A 15,070-nucleotide genomic window follows, 5' to 3' on the forward strand; every position below is an offset into this window, starting at 1 on the left:
GGCCCCCGCCACCGGCGCCGACGCTGTCGAGACCCCCACCACGGAGCCGACCGAGACGCCGGTGGAGGGGACGCCGATCACCGAAGCGCCGGCGGCCACCCAGGCCCCGGCCGAGCAGCCGGCAACCCCGACTCCCGCCCAGTAGCGGCGGCCCGATCGACGCGCTCGGCCGAGCCGCACCCATGGGGTGCGGCTCCTGCATTTTCAGGAGGGGACCATGGCGACGCTGCTGCTGCACCTGGCCGACGTGGACGAAGCCAGCTGGGCTCGCAGCTTCACGGCGGCGCTGCCCGGGCACAGGGTGGTGCTGCGCTCCGAGGCATTTGATGCCGCTGCCATCGACTATGTGTTCGTCTGGAAGCCCACGCCCGAGGCCTTCGACGGGCTGACCAACCTCAAGGCCATCCTCTCCTACGGCGCCGGCGTGGACGCCCTGCTGCAGCACCCCCGGCTACCGGCCCGGCCGATCGTCCGCTTCGTCGATGCCGACCTGACGCAGCGCATGAGCGACTACGTGCTCGCCCACGTGCTCATGCACCACCGGCTGTTCATGCGTTTCAAGGAAGACCAGGCGGCGCGGCGTTGGGTGCAGCTGTATCCACCCGCCGCCTGGGACATCGCGGTCGGCATCATGGGCCTGGGCGTGCTCGGGCAGGACGCGATCCGGCACCTCAGGGCCTTCGGTTTCCAGCTGCGCGGCTGGAGCCGGACCCCGAAGGCGGTCGACGGCGTCGAAACATTTGCCGGAGACGCGCAGTTCGACGCCTTCCTCGCCGGCACCGACATCCTCGTCAACCTGCTGCCGCTGACGCCGGAGACAACCGGCATCCTCAACTACGACACCTTCTCGAAGCTGCGCCGCGACCGCCTCGACGGCGGCCCCGTGGTGATCAACCCCGCGCGCGGCGGGCACCAGAAGGAGGCGGATATCGTGCGGGCCCTGACCGACGGGACGCTGAGGGCGGCAAGCCTCGACGTCTTCGAAAAGGAGCCGCTGCCCGAGGACAGCCCGCTCTGGGCCCTGCCGAACTGCTTCATCACCCCGCATATCGCCGCCGCCTCCAGCGAAAAGACCGGCGTGGCCTATTTTGCGCGGGTCATCCTCGACCACGAGGCCGGCAAGCCGCTCCCCAACGTCGTCGACGTCAACCGGGGCTATTGAGGGCTGCGGCCGTAGCGCTGCCTGAGCACGCCATAGGCGGCGCGGATGCCCTGGTCGGTGCCGCCGAACGGCCGGCCCGGCTGCGCCTCCGGGGCCCAGGCGAAGATGTCGAGATGCGCCCAGGCTCCCGCGTTCCTGACGAAGCGCTTGAGAAACAGCGCGGCGGTGATCGAGCCGGCGTGCCCGCCGTGCGAGATGTGGTTGACGTCGGCGACCCTGGAGGAAAGGTAGCTGTCGTAGGGGGCCCACAGCGGCATGCGCCACAGCGGGTCGCCCATTGCAGCCCCCGCCGCCACGAGGTCCGCCGCAAGCCGGTCGTCGGTGGTGTAGAGGGGCGGCAGGTCCGGGCCGAGCGCGACGCGGGCGGCGCCGGTCAGGGTGGCCATGTCGAGGATGAGTTCGGGCTTTTCTTCGTCGGCCAGAGCCAGGGCGTCGGCGAGGATCAGCCGCCCCTCGGCATCGGTGTTGCCGATCTCGACCGTCATTCCCGCGCGGGAGGGCAGTACGTCGCCGGGCCGGAAGGCGGCGGCCGAGATGGCGTTCTCGACGATCGGGATGAGGACGCGCAGGCGCACCTTGAGCTTCGCATCCATGATGGCATGGGCGAGCCCCAGGACGTTGGCGGCGCCGCCCATGTCCTTCTTCATCAGCAGCATGGATGATGCCGGCTTGATGTCGAGCCCGCCCGTGTCGAACGTCACGCCCTTGCCGACCAGGGTGACCTTCGGGTCGGAGGCCTTCCCCCAGCTCAGGTCGATGAGCCGCGGCGCCTCGGCCGCGGCGCGCCCCACGGCGTGGATCATCGGGAAGTCCTGCGCCAGCAGGTCGTCGCCGACGATGGCCGTCACCCGCATCTTGTGGCGCGCCGCGAAATCGCGGATCTGCCGCTCGAAGGCGGCCGGCCCCAGATCGTTGGCCGGCGTGTTGACGAGGTCGCGGGCGAGAAAGGCGGCGTCGACGAGCCGCTGCACCTCGGCGGCGTCGGCGTCCGGCGGATCGACGAGGGCGGGGGCCTCCTTGCCCTTGCGATAGCGATCGTAGCGATAGGCGCCGAGGCGGAAGCCCAGCGCCGCGAGGGAAGGATCGCCAAAGTCCCCCTCGAGCCGGTAGCTGCCAGGCTCGAGGGCGGCCGCGGCCAGCCCGAGGACCAGTTTCGGCCGGTCCTCGGCCGGCCCCAGGCCGAACACATAGCCGGCGATGCCGCCGTTCGCCTCCGGCAGCGCCAGCAGCCGTCCGCGCTGGCCGGCAAAGGCGTTGGCGGCCGCCCATTTGGCGTGCGCTGCCGGCAGCAGCCCGCCGGGATCGGTGCCCTCCCCGATGCAGGTGAGGGGAAGGGTTCTGGGCTTGGCCATGATGGTTGCTGTCCGAAACGGAATGGAGCGATCGGCCCAAGCATCTACGCCGCCGCGGCGGGCGCGGCAACCGGCCCGGCGCGCCTTAACCGCGCGTTAGGGTTAATGATCTATTGCTCGGGCCACGGCTGCGGCTGCATCGCGGCCGCCTCGGAACCCTGAGCACCGCCGTTGCCGCGCCTTTTCCCTTCGACCGCCCGAGCCCTGCCGGCGCTGCTGCTCGCCGGCGTCGCCGTCCTCACGCTCTCGGCCTGCGCCAGCAACCGCACCAGCCCGCGTTCGCCCGACTATTCCGCCCAGAGCGCGGGGGAAGCGCAGGTGACGCTGGGCGAGCTGGCGGCGCGCTTCAGGGCAAACCCCCGGGACAAGGCAACGGTGATCCGCTACGCCGCGGCATTGCGAGCCGCCGGCCAGGCGGAGCAGGCCATCGCCGCGCTCGAGGGGGCGCTGGGCGCGCACCGCGACGACGTCGACATCCGCATCGCCTATGCCAAGGCGCTGTCGGCGGGCGGGCGTTTCGGGCAGGCGCTCAACGTCATCGAGTCCGCCATCGATCCGGCCATCCCGGACTGGAACGCGCTGTCGGTCAAGGGCGCCATCCTCGACCAGACCGGTCGCAACGAGGAGGCGCGCGGGCTGTACCGGCAGGCGCTGCTGATGGCGCCCGAGGAGGCGTCGCTATACGCCAATCTCGGGCTCTCCTATGCCATGACCAACGAGTTGGCCGAAGCCGAGGCCCATCTGCGCCGGGCCGCGGGGATGCGCGGCGCCACCAGCAAGATCCGGCAGAACCTGGCACTGGTGGTCGGGCTGCAGGGCCGCTTCGAGGAATGCCGCCTGCTGTTCGCGGCGGAACTGCCCGAGGATCAGGTCGAAGCCAACCTCTCCTATATCCGCGCGCTGCTGACCCAGCAGAACCGCTGGGAACTGATCAAGGGCGCCAAGGGCTAGCCGCAGCCGCTACGGACTTGCCTCAGCCGCCACCCAGCCCGCCATTGGCGAAGATGCGGATGATGGCGGGCGAGATGATCACGATGAACAGCACCGGCAGGAAGAAGATGATCAGCGGCACCGTCAGCTTGGGGGGCAGCGAGGCGGCCTTCTTCTCGGCCTCCATCATGCGCTGCTCGCGCCCCTCCTCGGCCATGACGCGCAGCGCCTGGCCGACCGACGTACCGTAGCGGTCGGCCTGGATCAGGGCGGTCATCACCGACTTGACGTTGTCGAGCCCGGTGCGCTTGCCCAGATTGTCGTAGGCCCGGGTGCGATCCTCGAGAAAGGCCAGTTCGGCGTTGGTGAGCGTCAGTTCTTCGGCGAGTTCCGGGCTCTGGGCGCCGATCTCCCGGGCGACGCGGCGAAAGGCGTTCTCCACCGACATGCCGGATTCGACGCAGAGCAGCATGAGGTCGAGCGTGTCGGGCCAGGCCCGGCGCACCGAGGCCTGGCGCTTCAGCGTCTTGTTCTTGAGCACGAGGACCGGCAGGTATGCCCCGACGAGGCCGATCATCAGCGCATAGAGCGCGTTGAGGTAGAGCGGCTTGCCGGCGAAAACGGTCAGGCTGAGGTAGCCGAAGGCCACGAAGAACAGCGCGATCGGCGTGGCGAAGCGCAGGAACAGGTAGGTCGTCAGCGGCCCCTGCCCGCGATAGCCAGCCCGCGCCAGCGCCTCGATCGTGCCCTCGTCGGCAAATGCCTTCTGCAGCGAGAACTTCTCGACCACGTTGCGCATGTAGCTGCGGCTCATCGCCTGGCGCATGCTGCTGCGCTGCTCGGCGTTGTTGCCCCGCAGCCGCGCCATCTCCTCGGCGCGCATCTTCTCGCGCTCGAGGGCGACGCGCTTGATGCGCTGCTTGACCGTCGTGCCTCCGCTGAGGAAGCTGGCCCCGACGCTGAACACCACCGCCGCCGCCGAGATGGCGGCGAAGACCGCGATCAGGAAGCCGGTGTCGGTGACGGTGTCGACGAGCTGCTCCATCGCCGCCCCCTAGAAATCGAACTGCACCATGCGGTTCATGACGAAGATGCCGGTGCTCATCAGCACGGCGGCGACGCCCAGCCAGAACAGGCCGATCGGGCTCTGCACCAGCGGCAGCAGGTAGGCCGGCGTCGTCATCGACACGAGGACCGCGACGAGGAAGGGCAGCGCGCCGATGATGACGGCGGAGGCCTTGGCTTCCGACGACATCGCCTTGACCTTCTGCTTCATCTTCTTGCGATTGCGCAGGACGCGCGCGAGGTTGCCCAGCGCCTCGGACAGATTGCCGCCCGCCTGCTGCTGCACGGTGATGACGACGACGAAGAAGTTCACCTCCGGCAGCGGCACGCGATCGAGCAGCACGGCGACGGCCTCGGTCATGGACTTGCCCACGGCCTGCTGGTCGAGCACGCGCTGGAACTCCGATTTCACCGGCTCCTTGACCTCCTTGGCCACGACCCGCATGGAGTCGTTGAGGGGCAGGCCGGACTTGACGCCGCGCACGATGGCCTCGACGGCGTTGGGAAGTTCGTCGAGGAAACGGTCCTGGTAGCGCTTGCGGCGGCGGGCAAGGTACATCCTGGGCAACAGGTACCCGCCGGCCACGCCGAACACCGCCGCGAACAGCACCGGCACCTGCAGCACCACGCACAGGCCGAACACGACGGCCCCGACGATCACCTGGTTGCGGATGAAATCGAGGCGCTTGGTCTTCAGCCCGGCCTGGAAGATCTGGTCCTGCAGCGGCACGCGCTTCTTGCGCTTGTCGTACTGCTCGCTCTGGCTCTTGAGCGCATCCTGGATGTTCCTGCGGCGCTGCTCGCGGGTCCGCGCGGCGCTGGTGGCGGCACGGTTGGCCTGGATGTCGCCCTGCAGCGCCTTGATGCGCTTGCCGGCGCGGCTGGCGCCGAGCAGCGAGGGGGCGAGGGCGAAACCGGCGGCGCCTACGCAGATGGCGGCCAGCAATGCAAGGATCAGCGGGGACATGGGGGCACCTAGCTGGACTTGAGCAGTTCGTGCTGCTCGATGTTCGATTTCTCGAGCGCCTCGACGAGGTTGGCCTCCTCGTTGAAGTAGCGGGCGCGCTCGGTGAACTGCGGCTTGGTGATGCCGGTGGAGCGGTGGCGGCCGATCAGCGTGCCGTCGACGGTCTCGCCGATGATGTCGTACAGGAAGATGTCCTGGGTGACGATGACGTCGCCCTCCATGCCCAGCACCTCGGAGATGTGGGTGATGCGGCGCGAGCCGTCGCGCAGGCGCGCCGCCTGCACCACGACGTCGATGGAGGAGACGATCATTTCGCGGATGGTGCGGCTGGGCAGGGAATAGCCGCCCATGGTGATCATCGATTCGAGGCGGCTCAGCGCCTCGCGCGGCGAGTTGGCGTGCAGCGTGCCCATGGAGCCGTCGTGGCCGGTGTTCATGGCCTGCAGGAGATCGAAGGCCTCGGGGCCGCGCACCTCGCCGACGATGATGCGCTCGGGGCGCATGCGCAGGCAGTTCTTGACGAGGTCGCGCATGGTGATCTCGCCTTCGCCCTCGAGGTTGGGCGGGCGGGTTTCGAGGCGCACGACATGCGGCTGCTGCAGCTGCAGTTCGGCCGAATCCTCGCAGGTGATGACGCGCTCGTCCTTCTCGATGAAGCCGGTGAGGCAGTTGAGCAGCGTCGTCTTGCCCGAGCCGGTGCCGCCGGAAATCAGGATGTTGGCGCGCACGCGGCCGAGGATGCGCAGCACCTCGGCGCCCTCCGGCGAGATCGAGCCGTACTTGACCAGCTGCGCCAGCGTCAGCTTGTCCTTCTTGAACTTGCGGATGGTGAGCGCGGCACCGTCGATGGCCAGCGGCGGGGCGATGACGTTGACGCGGCTGCCGTCGGGCAGGCGGGCGTCGCAGATCGGCGAGCTCTCGTCGACGCGGCGGCCGACCTGGGAGACGATGCGCTGGCATACGTTCATCAGGTGCGCGTCGTCGCGGAAGCGCACATTGGTGAGCTTCACCTTGCCGCCGACCTCGATGTAGCACTTCTGGCTGCCGTTCACCATGATGTCGGCAATGTCGTCGCGCGCCAGCAGCGGCTCGAGCGGGCCATAGCCGAGCACGTCGTTGCAGATGTCCTCGAGCAGGTCCTCCTGCTCGGAAATGGACATGACGATCGACTTGAGGGCGATGATCTCGGCGACGATGTCGCGAATTTCCTCGCGCGCCGCCTCCTGCTCCATGGTGGCGAGCTGACTCAGGTCGATGGAATCGATCAGCGCGTTGAAGATCGCCGACTTGGTCTGGAAGTACTCCTTGTCGCGCGCCCCTGCCTCGGGGTTGCGCACGTCGATGACGTCGCTGGGCTGCGGCCGGCCGACGCTGGTGTCGAGCTGGCGCGTCGCCAGTTCGGTACGGCGCGCCGGGATCGGCGCGCTCGGCTGCGGCCGCGGGGCCTCCTGCGCGCCCGGCGTATTGCCGCCGAAGCTGGTGCGCTTGCCGAACACGGCCTAGGCCCGCTTGCGGGTGAGGAAGGGGGGCAGCCTGAGGGCCGGCGCCCGGCTCGCCGCCCGCTCCGGCGTGTTGCGCCCGGTCACGTGCATGCCGATGAGATGGTAGACCTCGTTGCTGCGGTGGTTGGCCGCGACCTCGGCGAGCATCTGCCCGTTATTGGCGGCGGTACCGAACGTGGCCGCGTCGAAGCCGATCTGGCCGAGCAGCTTGCATTCGACCGAGGCGGCGAACTCGTTGGGGCTGATTTCGGGCCGCTTGGGCACGCCGACGCGGTTCATCACCAGCAGCGGTTCGGCTTCGGTGGGCCGCAGCGACTTCAGCGTGTCGGAGAGGTTCTTGGCATTGCGCAGATTGGCGAGATCGGGCTCGGCGACGATGACGATCTCGTCGACGGTCGCCAGCGTGTGCCGGATCCAGCCGGTCCAGGCGTGCGGGATGTCGAGGACCACGAGCGGGGTGCTGCGCTGCGCCAGCTCGATGATGTTCTCGAAGTCGCGCTCCTCGAAATCGAAGACGCGGTCGAGCACCACCGGGGCGGTCAGCATGTTGACGTGGCTGGCGGCCTTGGACATCAGGCGGTCGAGCATGACCTGGTCCATCTGCGCGGCGTTGAGCGCGTCGGCGAGGCCGTGCGGGGGGTCCTGGTTGTAGTTGAGCCCCGCCGTGCCGAACGGCAGGTCCATGTCGAGAATGAGCACGTCCTGGCGCACGTGCTGGGAGATGGCCCAGGCGACGTTGTGGGCGACGGTCGAGGCGCCGGCGCCGCCCTTGGCGGAGATGAAGCCGATGGTCCGCCCGATCGGCTCGGCGCCCTCGGCAGCGAACAGCTCGGTAATGGCCTGCACGATCACCTGGGCCGTTGCCGGCAGCACGATGTACTCGGAGACGCCCGAGCGGATCAGCTCGCGGTAGAGCACGACATCGTTGATATGGCCGAGCAGGATCAGCCGGGTGGTGGCGTCGCAGACCTCGGCCAGCCGCTCGAGCGCGCCCGGAATCTGCTCGGGCGGCAGCGACGTCTCGACCAGGATGAGGTTGGGCGTGGGATTGGACTTGTAGGTCTCGATGGCGCCCTCGAGCCCGCCATTATGGGTGGTGAGCGCCACCTTGGACATGCGCCGGTCGTGCATGGCCGACTCGACCAGCTGTGCCGTCTGGGAGAGCTCGCAGAAGGCCTGGATGGTGATGCGCGGCACGAGGCGGGCGCCGGCCAGCACCTCGCCCGCCAGCGCCGCGTCCGCCGATCCGTCTTTGGAGAACAAACTCATGGCACTCTCACATCAATCGAGAACAAAGCCGACCGAACCGTCGTAGCCGCCGCGCATGCCGTGCGGCCCGACGCCGTACATCTTTTCCATATGGCCGAGGAAAATCGCCTCGGCGTCGCTGGCGATGACCATGCCGTCGGTCGGCAGGTCGGGCGGCGTGCCGGGGACGGCCAGCCGCGGCGTGACCAGGATCACCAGTTCGGTCTGCGAGTGGATGAAGTCGCGGGAGCGGAACAGCGCCCCCAGGATCGGGATGTCGCCCAGGCCCGGAAGCTTGTTGATCTGCTGGCGGACGCTGTCCTGCAGCAGCCCGGCAATGGCCAGGGTCTGGCCCGCCGCCAGCTCGACCGAGGTGCGCGCCTGGCGGTCCTTGGTGGCGGGGATGGTGACGCCGCCGATGGCGAAGCCGCCCTCGGTCGTCGGCTCGGAAACCCTGGTATCGACGACGAGCCCGATGGTGCCGCTCGACTTCACGGTCGGGGTGAACTTGAGGCGGACGCCGAATTCCTTGAAGGAATAGGTGACCTGGCCGTCGCTGACCTCGGTGGGGACGGGAAACTCGCCGCCGGCGAGGAATTCGGCCTCCTGGCCGGACATGGCGGTGAGATTGGGCTCGGCCAGGGTGCGCAGGGCGCTGCGACGCTCGAGCGCCCGCAGCATGGCGGTCAGCGAGAAGCCCGGCATGGCCAGGCCGGCGCTGCCGCCGCTGCCGGTGATGACGTTGGAGGCGCCCCCCAGTGTCGGATTGTTGTTCACCCCGAGCGTCAGCGCGCCCAGCGTCGTGGTGCCGCTCAGGTTGATGCCCAGCTGCTTGATCGCCTCGCGGTTCACCTCGGCGACCGTCACCTGCAGCATGACCTGCTGGGCGCCGGCCACGTCGATGACGCTGGCAACGTTGTCAGGCGAGCCCGCGAACTGGGTGGCGATGGCGACGGCGCGCTGCGCGTCGTCCTGCGAATTGACCGTCCCCGACAGCACGATGCGGTTGGTCTGGCCGCCCAGGGTGACGGATTCGACCTTGATGCGGGAGCCGGGAATGATGCGCGCCAGGGACGCCTCGAGCGAGCTGCCGACCTCGGAGCGGGGCTGGAACACCTCGATATCGAGCACCGCGACGGTGCCGCCCGAGGCGTCGAGGAAGAAGATGTTGGTGTCGCCGGCACCGACGCCCTGGATGATGGCCCGGTCCCTGGAGCGCATGACCGCCGCCGCCACCTGCGGCTGCGAGACGATGACCTCGCCGACATTGGTCGGCAGGTCGACGATCAGGGACTTGTTGATGCCGAGTTCGACCGGATAGGTGGCGCCGTAGGCATGCTTGCCGATGCGCAGGTGCGAGGTCTCGGCCCCCTGCGTCGGGCCCAGCCCGAGGGGCGCAAGGCCGAACAGCAGGCCGAGCAGCACGGCGAGGACGGCGAAGCGCAGCGTCTGGCGCGCCAGCGCGTGGTCGGGGCGGGATTGGTTGGTCATCGACATGACTGTGTCCTCGCGCATGGCTGGCTCACCGGCGCTCCACCTGCGGCTCGGGTGGCGGCGCGTCGGCGGCGGGGGCCGCCGTGTCGTCGCCGTCCGCAGCCGGTTCGCTATAGCTGGCGGGATTTATCGCGGCGGCAGGCTCGCTGCCGACCCCGGTCGCGGCCATGACGCTGGCTTCCTGGCCGTAGCGGATGACGCGCACGGTCTGGTTGCTGGTGCGGCGGGCCGCTTCGGCCGTCTCGGCAAAGTCGGCGATCGAGCGCAGGGCCAGCGACAATTCGCCGACGCGGGAAGCGTTGATGATCGTCTCGGCCTGGCCGGGATCGAGCGCGAGCGTGGCGATGGCGGTCTTGGAGAACACCTCGCTGCGCGGATTGTCGGCATTCCCCTGCCCGCCGGTGGTGCCGGCCTCGCCCAGCCGGTCGCCGATGGCGAGGACCTTGACGTTGTGCAGGATGGTTTCGCTGATCTGGCCGACATTGCCGGGTCGCGTCAGGACCACGTCGACATGGTCGTTGGGCACGATGAAGCCGCCGGAGGCGGAGGCAGCGGTGACGGCGATGGAGACACCGCGCATGCCCTTGGGCAGTACCGCGGAAAGATAGCCCTGGTCGGCCCGCACCAGCTTCTGCTCGCGGATGGGCTCGCCGGGAAAGAACTCGAAGCGGGCGACGGCACCGGCCAGCTGCGTCGTCGCGTCGGGCATGGTTTCGCTGGTGACGTACTCGCCGCGCACGGCGCCCCTTGGCCAGTCCTGCCAGGCGAGCGTCTCACCCGACAGGCGCTGGCCGACGCCGATGGGCGTGGCGGCCACCAGCACCCGCACCTTGGCCTCCTCGACCACGACCTGGGGGCCCTGCACCACCTGCACCGGCCGGTCGCCACGCGTGGCGAGATAGGCAGCCAGGCCGCCGGCAAGTATTGCCACCAGCAGGAGCACGATGCGCGACGGTTTCATTGCCCCCAGAACTCCGGTTACTCGCGAGCGCCAACGCCCGCCAAGGCCCGACTATTGCGACAAACGGTCAAGGTTTGGTTAATCGATGCTTTGCAGCCAAGGTTAACCAATCATTACGCGTTTCTATTGCTCATGCCGCCAGCAGGGCGAAGAGGACGGATTGCGGATAGACCAGCAACGCGGCGCCCGCGAGCGCTATGCCGTAGGGAATGCCGGTGCTGGCGTCGTGCAGGTGCCCGACCCAGCGCACGCCCATGAGCGGCACCGGCAGCGGCCAGCGGCGCGCCAGCAGGATCAGCAGCGTCAGCGCCCCGCCGAGCAAGGCTCCGTAGATGAGATAGGGGACCAGGGATGGGAAGCCCAGCCACAGGGCGGTCGCCGCCGCCAGCTTGGCGTCGCCGCCCCCGATCCAGCCGAGCGCGAACATGGCGAAGGCGGCGCCCAGCACCACGGCCGCCGCGGCAAGATGCAGGCCCACGGTCGCCAGCGGCATGCCGGCGGCGAGCGCGGCGAGCGCAAAGGCCGCGACGAGGGCCAGCACCAGGCCGTTGGAAATGCGCATGGTGATGAGGTCGGACGCCGCCGCAAACGCCATCAGTAGCGGAAAAAGGAACAACGCCACGCTTGCGACCATAGCTTTCGACCGGCCGAGGCCGGGTCCTTCCTGCCGAACCACCAGGCACCAGTCTTGGCGGCGCGCGGTTAACAAAGCGCAAAATGCGAAAGGGGGCCGCGAGCCCCCTTTGCCAACAGATCCGGGTGAACCGGTGCTGCCCGATCAGCCACCAGCCGCCGGAGCCGCAGCCGGCGCCATCTCGGTGCTGATCGAATTGAACAGGTTGGAGATGCTGTTGCCGAGCAGAGTGGCGGCGGTGATGATGCCGACGGCGATGAGTGCGGCGATCAGGCCGTATTCAATCGCGGTTGCACCAGACTCGTCCTTCATGAAACGAGCTATGACATTCATAATCTGGCTCCCTTGCACAAATCATCCGATGAAAGCAGCAAAAGGCCGCCCCCAAGCGCCGTTCGACACGTCGTTCGAACTCGTCCCCACGCTATGTTCCACGTCTTGAAATTGCGTTAATCGGCGTTGCTTGGGGCCGCCGCATCGGCGCGAATTGAAACAGCATTTACAATGAGTTGAAGAATTGGATCGCAGTTTATGCGTCGCCTGTTGCCGGGCGTGAGGCCGGCCGCAGTATTCGTGCCGCCGCGGGCCCGCGCCACGCCGGCGGCGTTTGCCAAATCTTCACCAATCCGGGCAAGACTTGGTTCACCAGTGCCAGTATCCCGGGTTCCCACCATGACGCCGCTGCGCCAGAGCCGACTTCTCCTCCTCGCCGCACTGGCCGCGACCGGCCTTGCGGCGGCGACGCCGGCCATGGCCGTCGAGGGCGCCCCCATCAGCGTCAAGGTGAACATGGCGCGGATTCTCAGGATCAACGCCCCCGCCGCGACGGTGATCATCGGCAATCCCGGCGTCGCCGACGTCACCATCCAGGACCCCCAGACCCTAGTGCTGACCGGCAAGAGCTATGGCCAGACCAACATGATCGTGCTCGATGCCGCCGGCGAGCCGATCGCCGACACGCTGATCGAGGTGATCCAGGCGCAGGCCGGCCTGGTCACGGTCTATATGGGTGCGGCCCGCACCACGCTGGTGTGCTCGCCCGTCTGCCAGCCGACGATCATGCTCGGCGACGACCCGGGTTTCCTGTCGCAATCGATCGCCGGCGCCGACCTGGTCGAGCGGGCGGCGCGCTAGGCGCGTGCCGCCGGAGTCGCGGCGCAGCACTCCGTTAACCACGCCGTGCCGGAGCGTGCACTTGTCGTGGCATCGCTAACCTTCGGTTAGGCCGGCACCACCTAGGGTCGGCGGCGGTCACCAAGGATCGACGGTCTGCCCCGTGTCTCGCCCGCCCTCATGGTTCCGCCGCCTGCTGTCCCCGCTGATCGGCCGGGGGCACGGCCTTGCGCGCGACGAGGCGGGCGCCACCGCGGTCGAGTTCGGTCTGCTGGCCCTGCCCTTCTTCACCATCATCTTCGCCATCGTCGAGACGTCGATGGTGTTCTTCGCCGGCCAAATCCTGGACAGCGCGGTGAACGACGCCAGCCGGCGCCTGCGCACGCGGGAAGCCCAGAGCGCGGGGGAGACCGCGGCCGACTTCCGCGCCGCCATCTGCCAGCGCCTGTACGGGCTGTTCGATTGCGCCGACACCGACAAGCTCAGGATCAAGGTGAGCGAGGTCACGGCCTTCTCCGACGCCCTGCCGACGGCGCCGATGGCGTGCAACGAAGACAAGAGCGCGTGCGACTGGGCGCTGGCCGAAGCCTACAACGCGGGCCAGGCCTCGAGCGTGCTGCTCGTCGAAGCCTATTACAAGTGGCCCACGATCGTGAACCTGCCGGGTTTCGATTTTGCCAACCTGCCGGACGGGACGCGGCTGCTCTCGGCGGTCCGCGTGTTCCGCAATGAGCCCTAGCCCGTCGTTTTGGCCGCGCGCCCGGCGGGGTGCAGCCTCGTTCTGGCAGGCCCAGGGCGGCAGCGCAGTGGTCGAGTTCGCCCTCATCATGCCGGTGCTGCTGATGCTGTATCTGGGCTCGATCGAGGCAAGCTCGCTGTTCACGGTCGACCGGCGCGTCACCCTCGCCGCCAGCACCGTCGGCGACCTGGTCGCACAATGGAACCCCGATGTCGGGGAAATCCCGCAAGCCGTCCTCGACGATTATTTCGGCGCCGCCGAAGCGATCATGGTGCCCTACGATGCCACCGGCATCCAGCAGGTGGTGAGCTTCGTCACGGTGGATGCGGCGGGCGCCACCACGGTGCTGTGGAGCAAGGCCAGCGGCGGCGCGGCGGCGCGGCAGGCGGGGGAGGCGTACCCGCTGGATGCGGCGACGCAGATGAACCAGCTGGCCCGGGCGGGCGGCCAGTTCATCGCCGCCGAGACCACCCTCGGCTACAAGCCGGTGCTGGGGCTGGCCTTCAGCGATCCCCTGAGCCTAAACCATGTCAGCTACTTCCTGCCGCGCTTCGGCAAATGCATCGATGCCGCCGGCAGCGACGCTTGCCCCTGACCGGCAGAAATGCGATAGCCGATCCGCCCGCTCCCCCTGCCGGAATCCACCATGACCGAAACCCTCGTGCCCGTCTTCGACCTGGGCGGCGTGTTCGTCGACTGGAACCCGATGTACCTGTTCCGCAAGTTGTTCGCGACGGAAGAGGAAGCGCAGTGGTTCCACGACACCATCTGCACCAAGGACTGGAACCTCGAGTTCGACGCCGGCGACATCTATGCCGAGGGCGTGGCCAAGCTGATCACGCGCTTTCCGCGCTACTGGCGCGAGATCCAGGCCTATGACCTGCGCTGGAAGGAGACGTTCAACGGCTTCATCGACGGCACCATCGCCCTCCACGACGAGCTGATCGCGGCCGAGGTGCCGACCTTCGCCATCACCAATTTCAGCTGGGAGAAGTGGGTGACGTGCCTGGGCGAGTGGCCGTTCCTCGAGAAGTTCGACGGCGTCGTCGTCTCCGGCCTCGAGAAGCTGGTCAAGCCCGATCCCCGCATCTTCTGGCTGTTCTGCGACCGCTACGGGCTTGCGCCCGAGAGCTGCGTCTTCATCGACGACAGCCCGCTCAACGTCGCCGCGGCCCGGCATTTCGGCATGGAGGCGATCCACTTCACCTCGCCCGAGGCGTTGCGCCAGGAGCTCAAGGGCTTCGGCCTGCCGCTGAAATAGGCTATTTCGTCCCGTACATGCGGTCGCCGGCGTCCCCGAGCCCGGGCACGATGTAGCCCTTCTCGTTGAGATGGCTGTCGATGGCGGCGGTGAACACCGGCACGTCCGGGTGCGCCCCGGTGAACTTCTCGATCCCCTCGGGCGCCGCCAACAGGCACAGGAAGCGCAGGTTGTTGGCGCCGCGTCGCTTCAGCCGGTCGATGGCGGCGATGGCCGAATTGGCCGTCGCCAGCATTGGGTCGACGACGATGATGAGCCGGTTCTCGAGCTCGGACGGCGCCTTGAAATAGTACTCCACCGGCTGCAGCGTCTCGTGGTCGCGGTAGATGCCGATATGGGCGACGCGCGCCGCCGGTACGAGGTCGAGCATGCCGTCGAGCAGGCCGTTGCCGGCCCTCAGGATCGAGGCGAAGACCAGCTTCTTGCCCTTGATGGTGGGCGCCTCCATGTGCGCCAGCGGGGTTTCGATCGGCACCAGCTCGAGCTCGAGGTCGCGCGTCACCTCGTAGCACAACAGGTGCGCGATCTCGCGCAACAGCACGCGGAAACCGGCGATCGAGGTCTCCTTGTCCCGCATGATGGTGAGCTTGTGCTGGATCAGCGGATGGTCGACGACGGTGACATTGCGCATGGGAGGCCCGC

At 68.3% G+C, this 15,070-nt stretch carries 16 protein-coding genes; 6 read left to right on the forward strand and 10 right to left on the reverse strand.

The window, feature by feature from the left end; translation table 11 throughout:
• Window positions 1-217 precede the first annotated feature (217 nt).
• Window positions 218-1,162 (forward strand): 2-hydroxyacid dehydrogenase, encoded by a 945-nt coding sequence (locus VGD93_RS12000; protein ID WP_395012342.1) that lies wholly within the window; start codon window positions 218-220, stop codon window positions 1,160-1,162.
• Here the strand turns inward: VGD93_RS12000 and VGD93_RS12005 are convergent.
• The gene (locus tag VGD93_RS12005; protein WP_395012344.1) at window positions 1,156-2,514 is read right to left on the reverse strand and encodes a leucyl aminopeptidase family protein; all 1,359 of its coding nucleotides are present in this window, start codon (window positions 2,512-2,514) and stop codon (window positions 1,156-1,158) included. The two genes, VGD93_RS12000 and VGD93_RS12005, sit on opposite strands and share 7 nt — an antisense overlap.
• A 171-nt stretch (window positions 2,515-2,685) precedes the next feature.
• Here VGD93_RS12005 and VGD93_RS12010 point away from each other — a divergent pair, with 171 nt between their 5' ends.
• Window positions 2,686-3,465, forward strand: a complete 780-nt coding sequence (locus VGD93_RS12010) for a tetratricopeptide repeat protein (protein ID WP_395012346.1) — start codon at window positions 2,686-2,688, stop codon at window positions 3,463-3,465.
• A 22-nt stretch (window positions 3,466-3,487) separates the two neighbouring features.
• Here the strand turns inward: VGD93_RS12010 and VGD93_RS12015 are convergent, their stop codons facing one another.
• The 8 genes from VGD93_RS12015 to VGD93_RS12050 all read right to left on the reverse strand — a co-directional run bounded on the left by VGD93_RS12015 (window position 3,488) and on the right by VGD93_RS12050 (window position 11,651).
• The gene (locus tag VGD93_RS12015) at window positions 3,488-4,489 is read right to left on the reverse strand and encodes a type II secretion system F family protein (RefSeq protein ID WP_395012347.1); all 1,002 of its coding nucleotides are present in this window, start codon (window positions 4,487-4,489) and stop codon (window positions 3,488-3,490) included.
• 9 nt (window positions 4,490-4,498) lie between these two features.
• Window positions 4,499-5,476 (reverse strand): type II secretion system F family protein, encoded by a 978-nt coding sequence (locus VGD93_RS12020; protein ID WP_395012349.1) that lies wholly within the window; start codon window positions 5,474-5,476, stop codon window positions 4,499-4,501.
• A gap of 8 nt (window positions 5,477-5,484) precedes the next feature.
• Window positions 5,485-6,972, reverse strand: a complete 1,488-nt coding sequence (locus VGD93_RS12025) for a CpaF family protein (protein WP_395012351.1) — start codon at window positions 6,970-6,972, stop codon at window positions 5,485-5,487.
• Between the two features lie 3 nt (window positions 6,973-6,975).
• The gene (locus tag VGD93_RS12030) at window positions 6,976-8,247 is read right to left on the reverse strand and encodes an AAA family ATPase (protein WP_395012353.1); all 1,272 of its coding nucleotides are present in this window, start codon (window positions 8,245-8,247) and stop codon (window positions 6,976-6,978) included.
• Between the two features lie 12 nt (window positions 8,248-8,259).
• Window positions 8,260-9,741 (reverse strand): type II and III secretion system protein family protein, encoded by a 1,482-nt coding sequence (locus VGD93_RS12035; protein WP_395012355.1) that lies wholly within the window; start codon window positions 9,739-9,741, stop codon window positions 8,260-8,262.
• Between the two features lie 7 nt (window positions 9,742-9,748).
• Entirely contained in the window at window positions 9,749-10,681 is a 933-nt protein-coding gene (cpaB, locus tag VGD93_RS12040; protein WP_395012356.1) for a Flp pilus assembly protein CpaB, read from the reverse strand.
• 130 nt (window positions 10,682-10,811) lie between these two features.
• Window positions 10,812-11,315, reverse strand: a complete 504-nt coding sequence (locus tag VGD93_RS12045; RefSeq protein ID WP_395012358.1) for an A24 family peptidase — start codon at window positions 11,313-11,315, stop codon at window positions 10,812-10,814.
• A gap of 144 nt (window positions 11,316-11,459) precedes the next feature.
• Complete coding sequence (locus VGD93_RS12050) at window positions 11,460-11,651, reverse strand: Flp family type IVb pilin (protein ID WP_395012390.1); 192 nt, start codon at window positions 11,649-11,651, stop codon at window positions 11,460-11,462.
• Window positions 11,652-11,987: 336 nt separating this feature from the next.
• On the opposite strand from VGD93_RS12050, the gene VGD93_RS12055 reads away from it, so the two are divergent.
• The 4 genes from VGD93_RS12055 to VGD93_RS12070 all read left to right on the forward strand — a co-directional run bounded on the left by VGD93_RS12055 (window position 11,988) and on the right by VGD93_RS12070 (window position 14,428).
• Complete coding sequence (locus VGD93_RS12055) at window positions 11,988-12,449, forward strand: pilus assembly protein N-terminal domain-containing protein (protein WP_395012360.1); 462 nt, start codon at window positions 11,988-11,990, stop codon at window positions 12,447-12,449.
• 142 nt (window positions 12,450-12,591) lie between these two features.
• Window positions 12,592-13,167 (forward strand): TadE/TadG family type IV pilus assembly protein, encoded by a 576-nt coding sequence (locus tag VGD93_RS12060; protein ID WP_395012362.1) that lies wholly within the window; start codon window positions 12,592-12,594, stop codon window positions 13,165-13,167.
• 67 nt (window positions 13,168-13,234) lie between these two features.
• Window positions 13,235-13,762, forward strand: a complete 528-nt coding sequence (locus VGD93_RS12065) for a TadE/TadG family type IV pilus assembly protein (RefSeq protein WP_395012364.1) — start codon at window positions 13,235-13,237, stop codon at window positions 13,760-13,762.
• A gap of 51 nt (window positions 13,763-13,813) precedes the next feature.
• Window positions 13,814-14,428, forward strand: a complete 615-nt coding sequence (locus VGD93_RS12070) for an HAD family hydrolase (RefSeq protein WP_395012366.1) — start codon at window positions 13,814-13,816, stop codon at window positions 14,426-14,428.
• A gap of 1 nt (window position 14,429) precedes the next feature.
• On the opposite strand, the gene upp is transcribed toward VGD93_RS12070, so the two are convergent.
• Window positions 14,430-15,059 carry a uracil phosphoribosyltransferase gene (upp, locus tag VGD93_RS12075; protein ID WP_395012368.1) on the reverse strand — a complete coding sequence of 210 codons (630 nt, stop codon included), beginning with the start codon at window positions 15,057-15,059 and terminating at the stop codon, window positions 14,430-14,432.
• Window positions 15,060-15,070: the final 11 nt, after the last annotated feature.

Source organism: Devosia sp. (genome assembly GCF_036406155.1).
Lineage (GTDB): Bacteria > Pseudomonadota > Alphaproteobacteria > Rhizobiales > Devosiaceae > Devosia_A.

Coding starts and splice junctions, on each gene's coding strand:
- VGD93_RS12000 (WP_395012342.1), top strand. CDS start 218: ATGGCGACGCTGCTGCTGCACCTGGCCGACGTGGACGAAGCCAGCTGG.
- VGD93_RS12005 (WP_395012344.1), bottom strand. CDS start 2,514: ATGGCCAAGCCCAGAACCCTTCCCCTCACCTGCATCGGGGAGGGCACC.
- VGD93_RS12015 (WP_395012347.1), bottom strand. CDS start 4,489: ATGGAGCAGCTCGTCGACACCGTCACCGACACCGGCTTCCTGATCGCG.
- VGD93_RS12020 (WP_395012349.1), bottom strand. CDS start 5,476: ATGTCCCCGCTGATCCTTGCATTGCTGGCCGCCATCTGCGTAGGCGCC.
- VGD93_RS12030 (WP_395012353.1), bottom strand. CDS start 8,247: ATGAGTTTGTTCTCCAAAGACGGATCGGCGGACGCGGCGCTGGCGGGC.
- VGD93_RS12035 (WP_395012355.1), bottom strand. CDS start 9,741: ATGCGCGAGGACACAGTCATGTCGATGACCAACCAATCCCGCCCCGAC.
- cpaB (WP_395012356.1), bottom strand. CDS start 10,681: ATGAAACCGTCGCGCATCGTGCTCCTGCTGGTGGCAATACTTGCCGGC.
- VGD93_RS12045 (WP_395012358.1), bottom strand. CDS start 11,315: ATGGTCGCAAGCGTGGCGTTGTTCCTTTTTCCGCTACTGATGGCGTTT.
- VGD93_RS12055 (WP_395012360.1), top strand. CDS start 11,988: ATGACGCCGCTGCGCCAGAGCCGACTTCTCCTCCTCGCCGCACTGGCC.
- VGD93_RS12070 (WP_395012366.1), top strand. CDS start 13,814: ATGACCGAAACCCTCGTGCCCGTCTTCGACCTGGGCGGCGTGTTCGTC.
- upp (WP_395012368.1), bottom strand. CDS start 15,059: ATGCGCAATGTCACCGTCGTCGACCATCCGCTGATCCAGCACAAGCTC.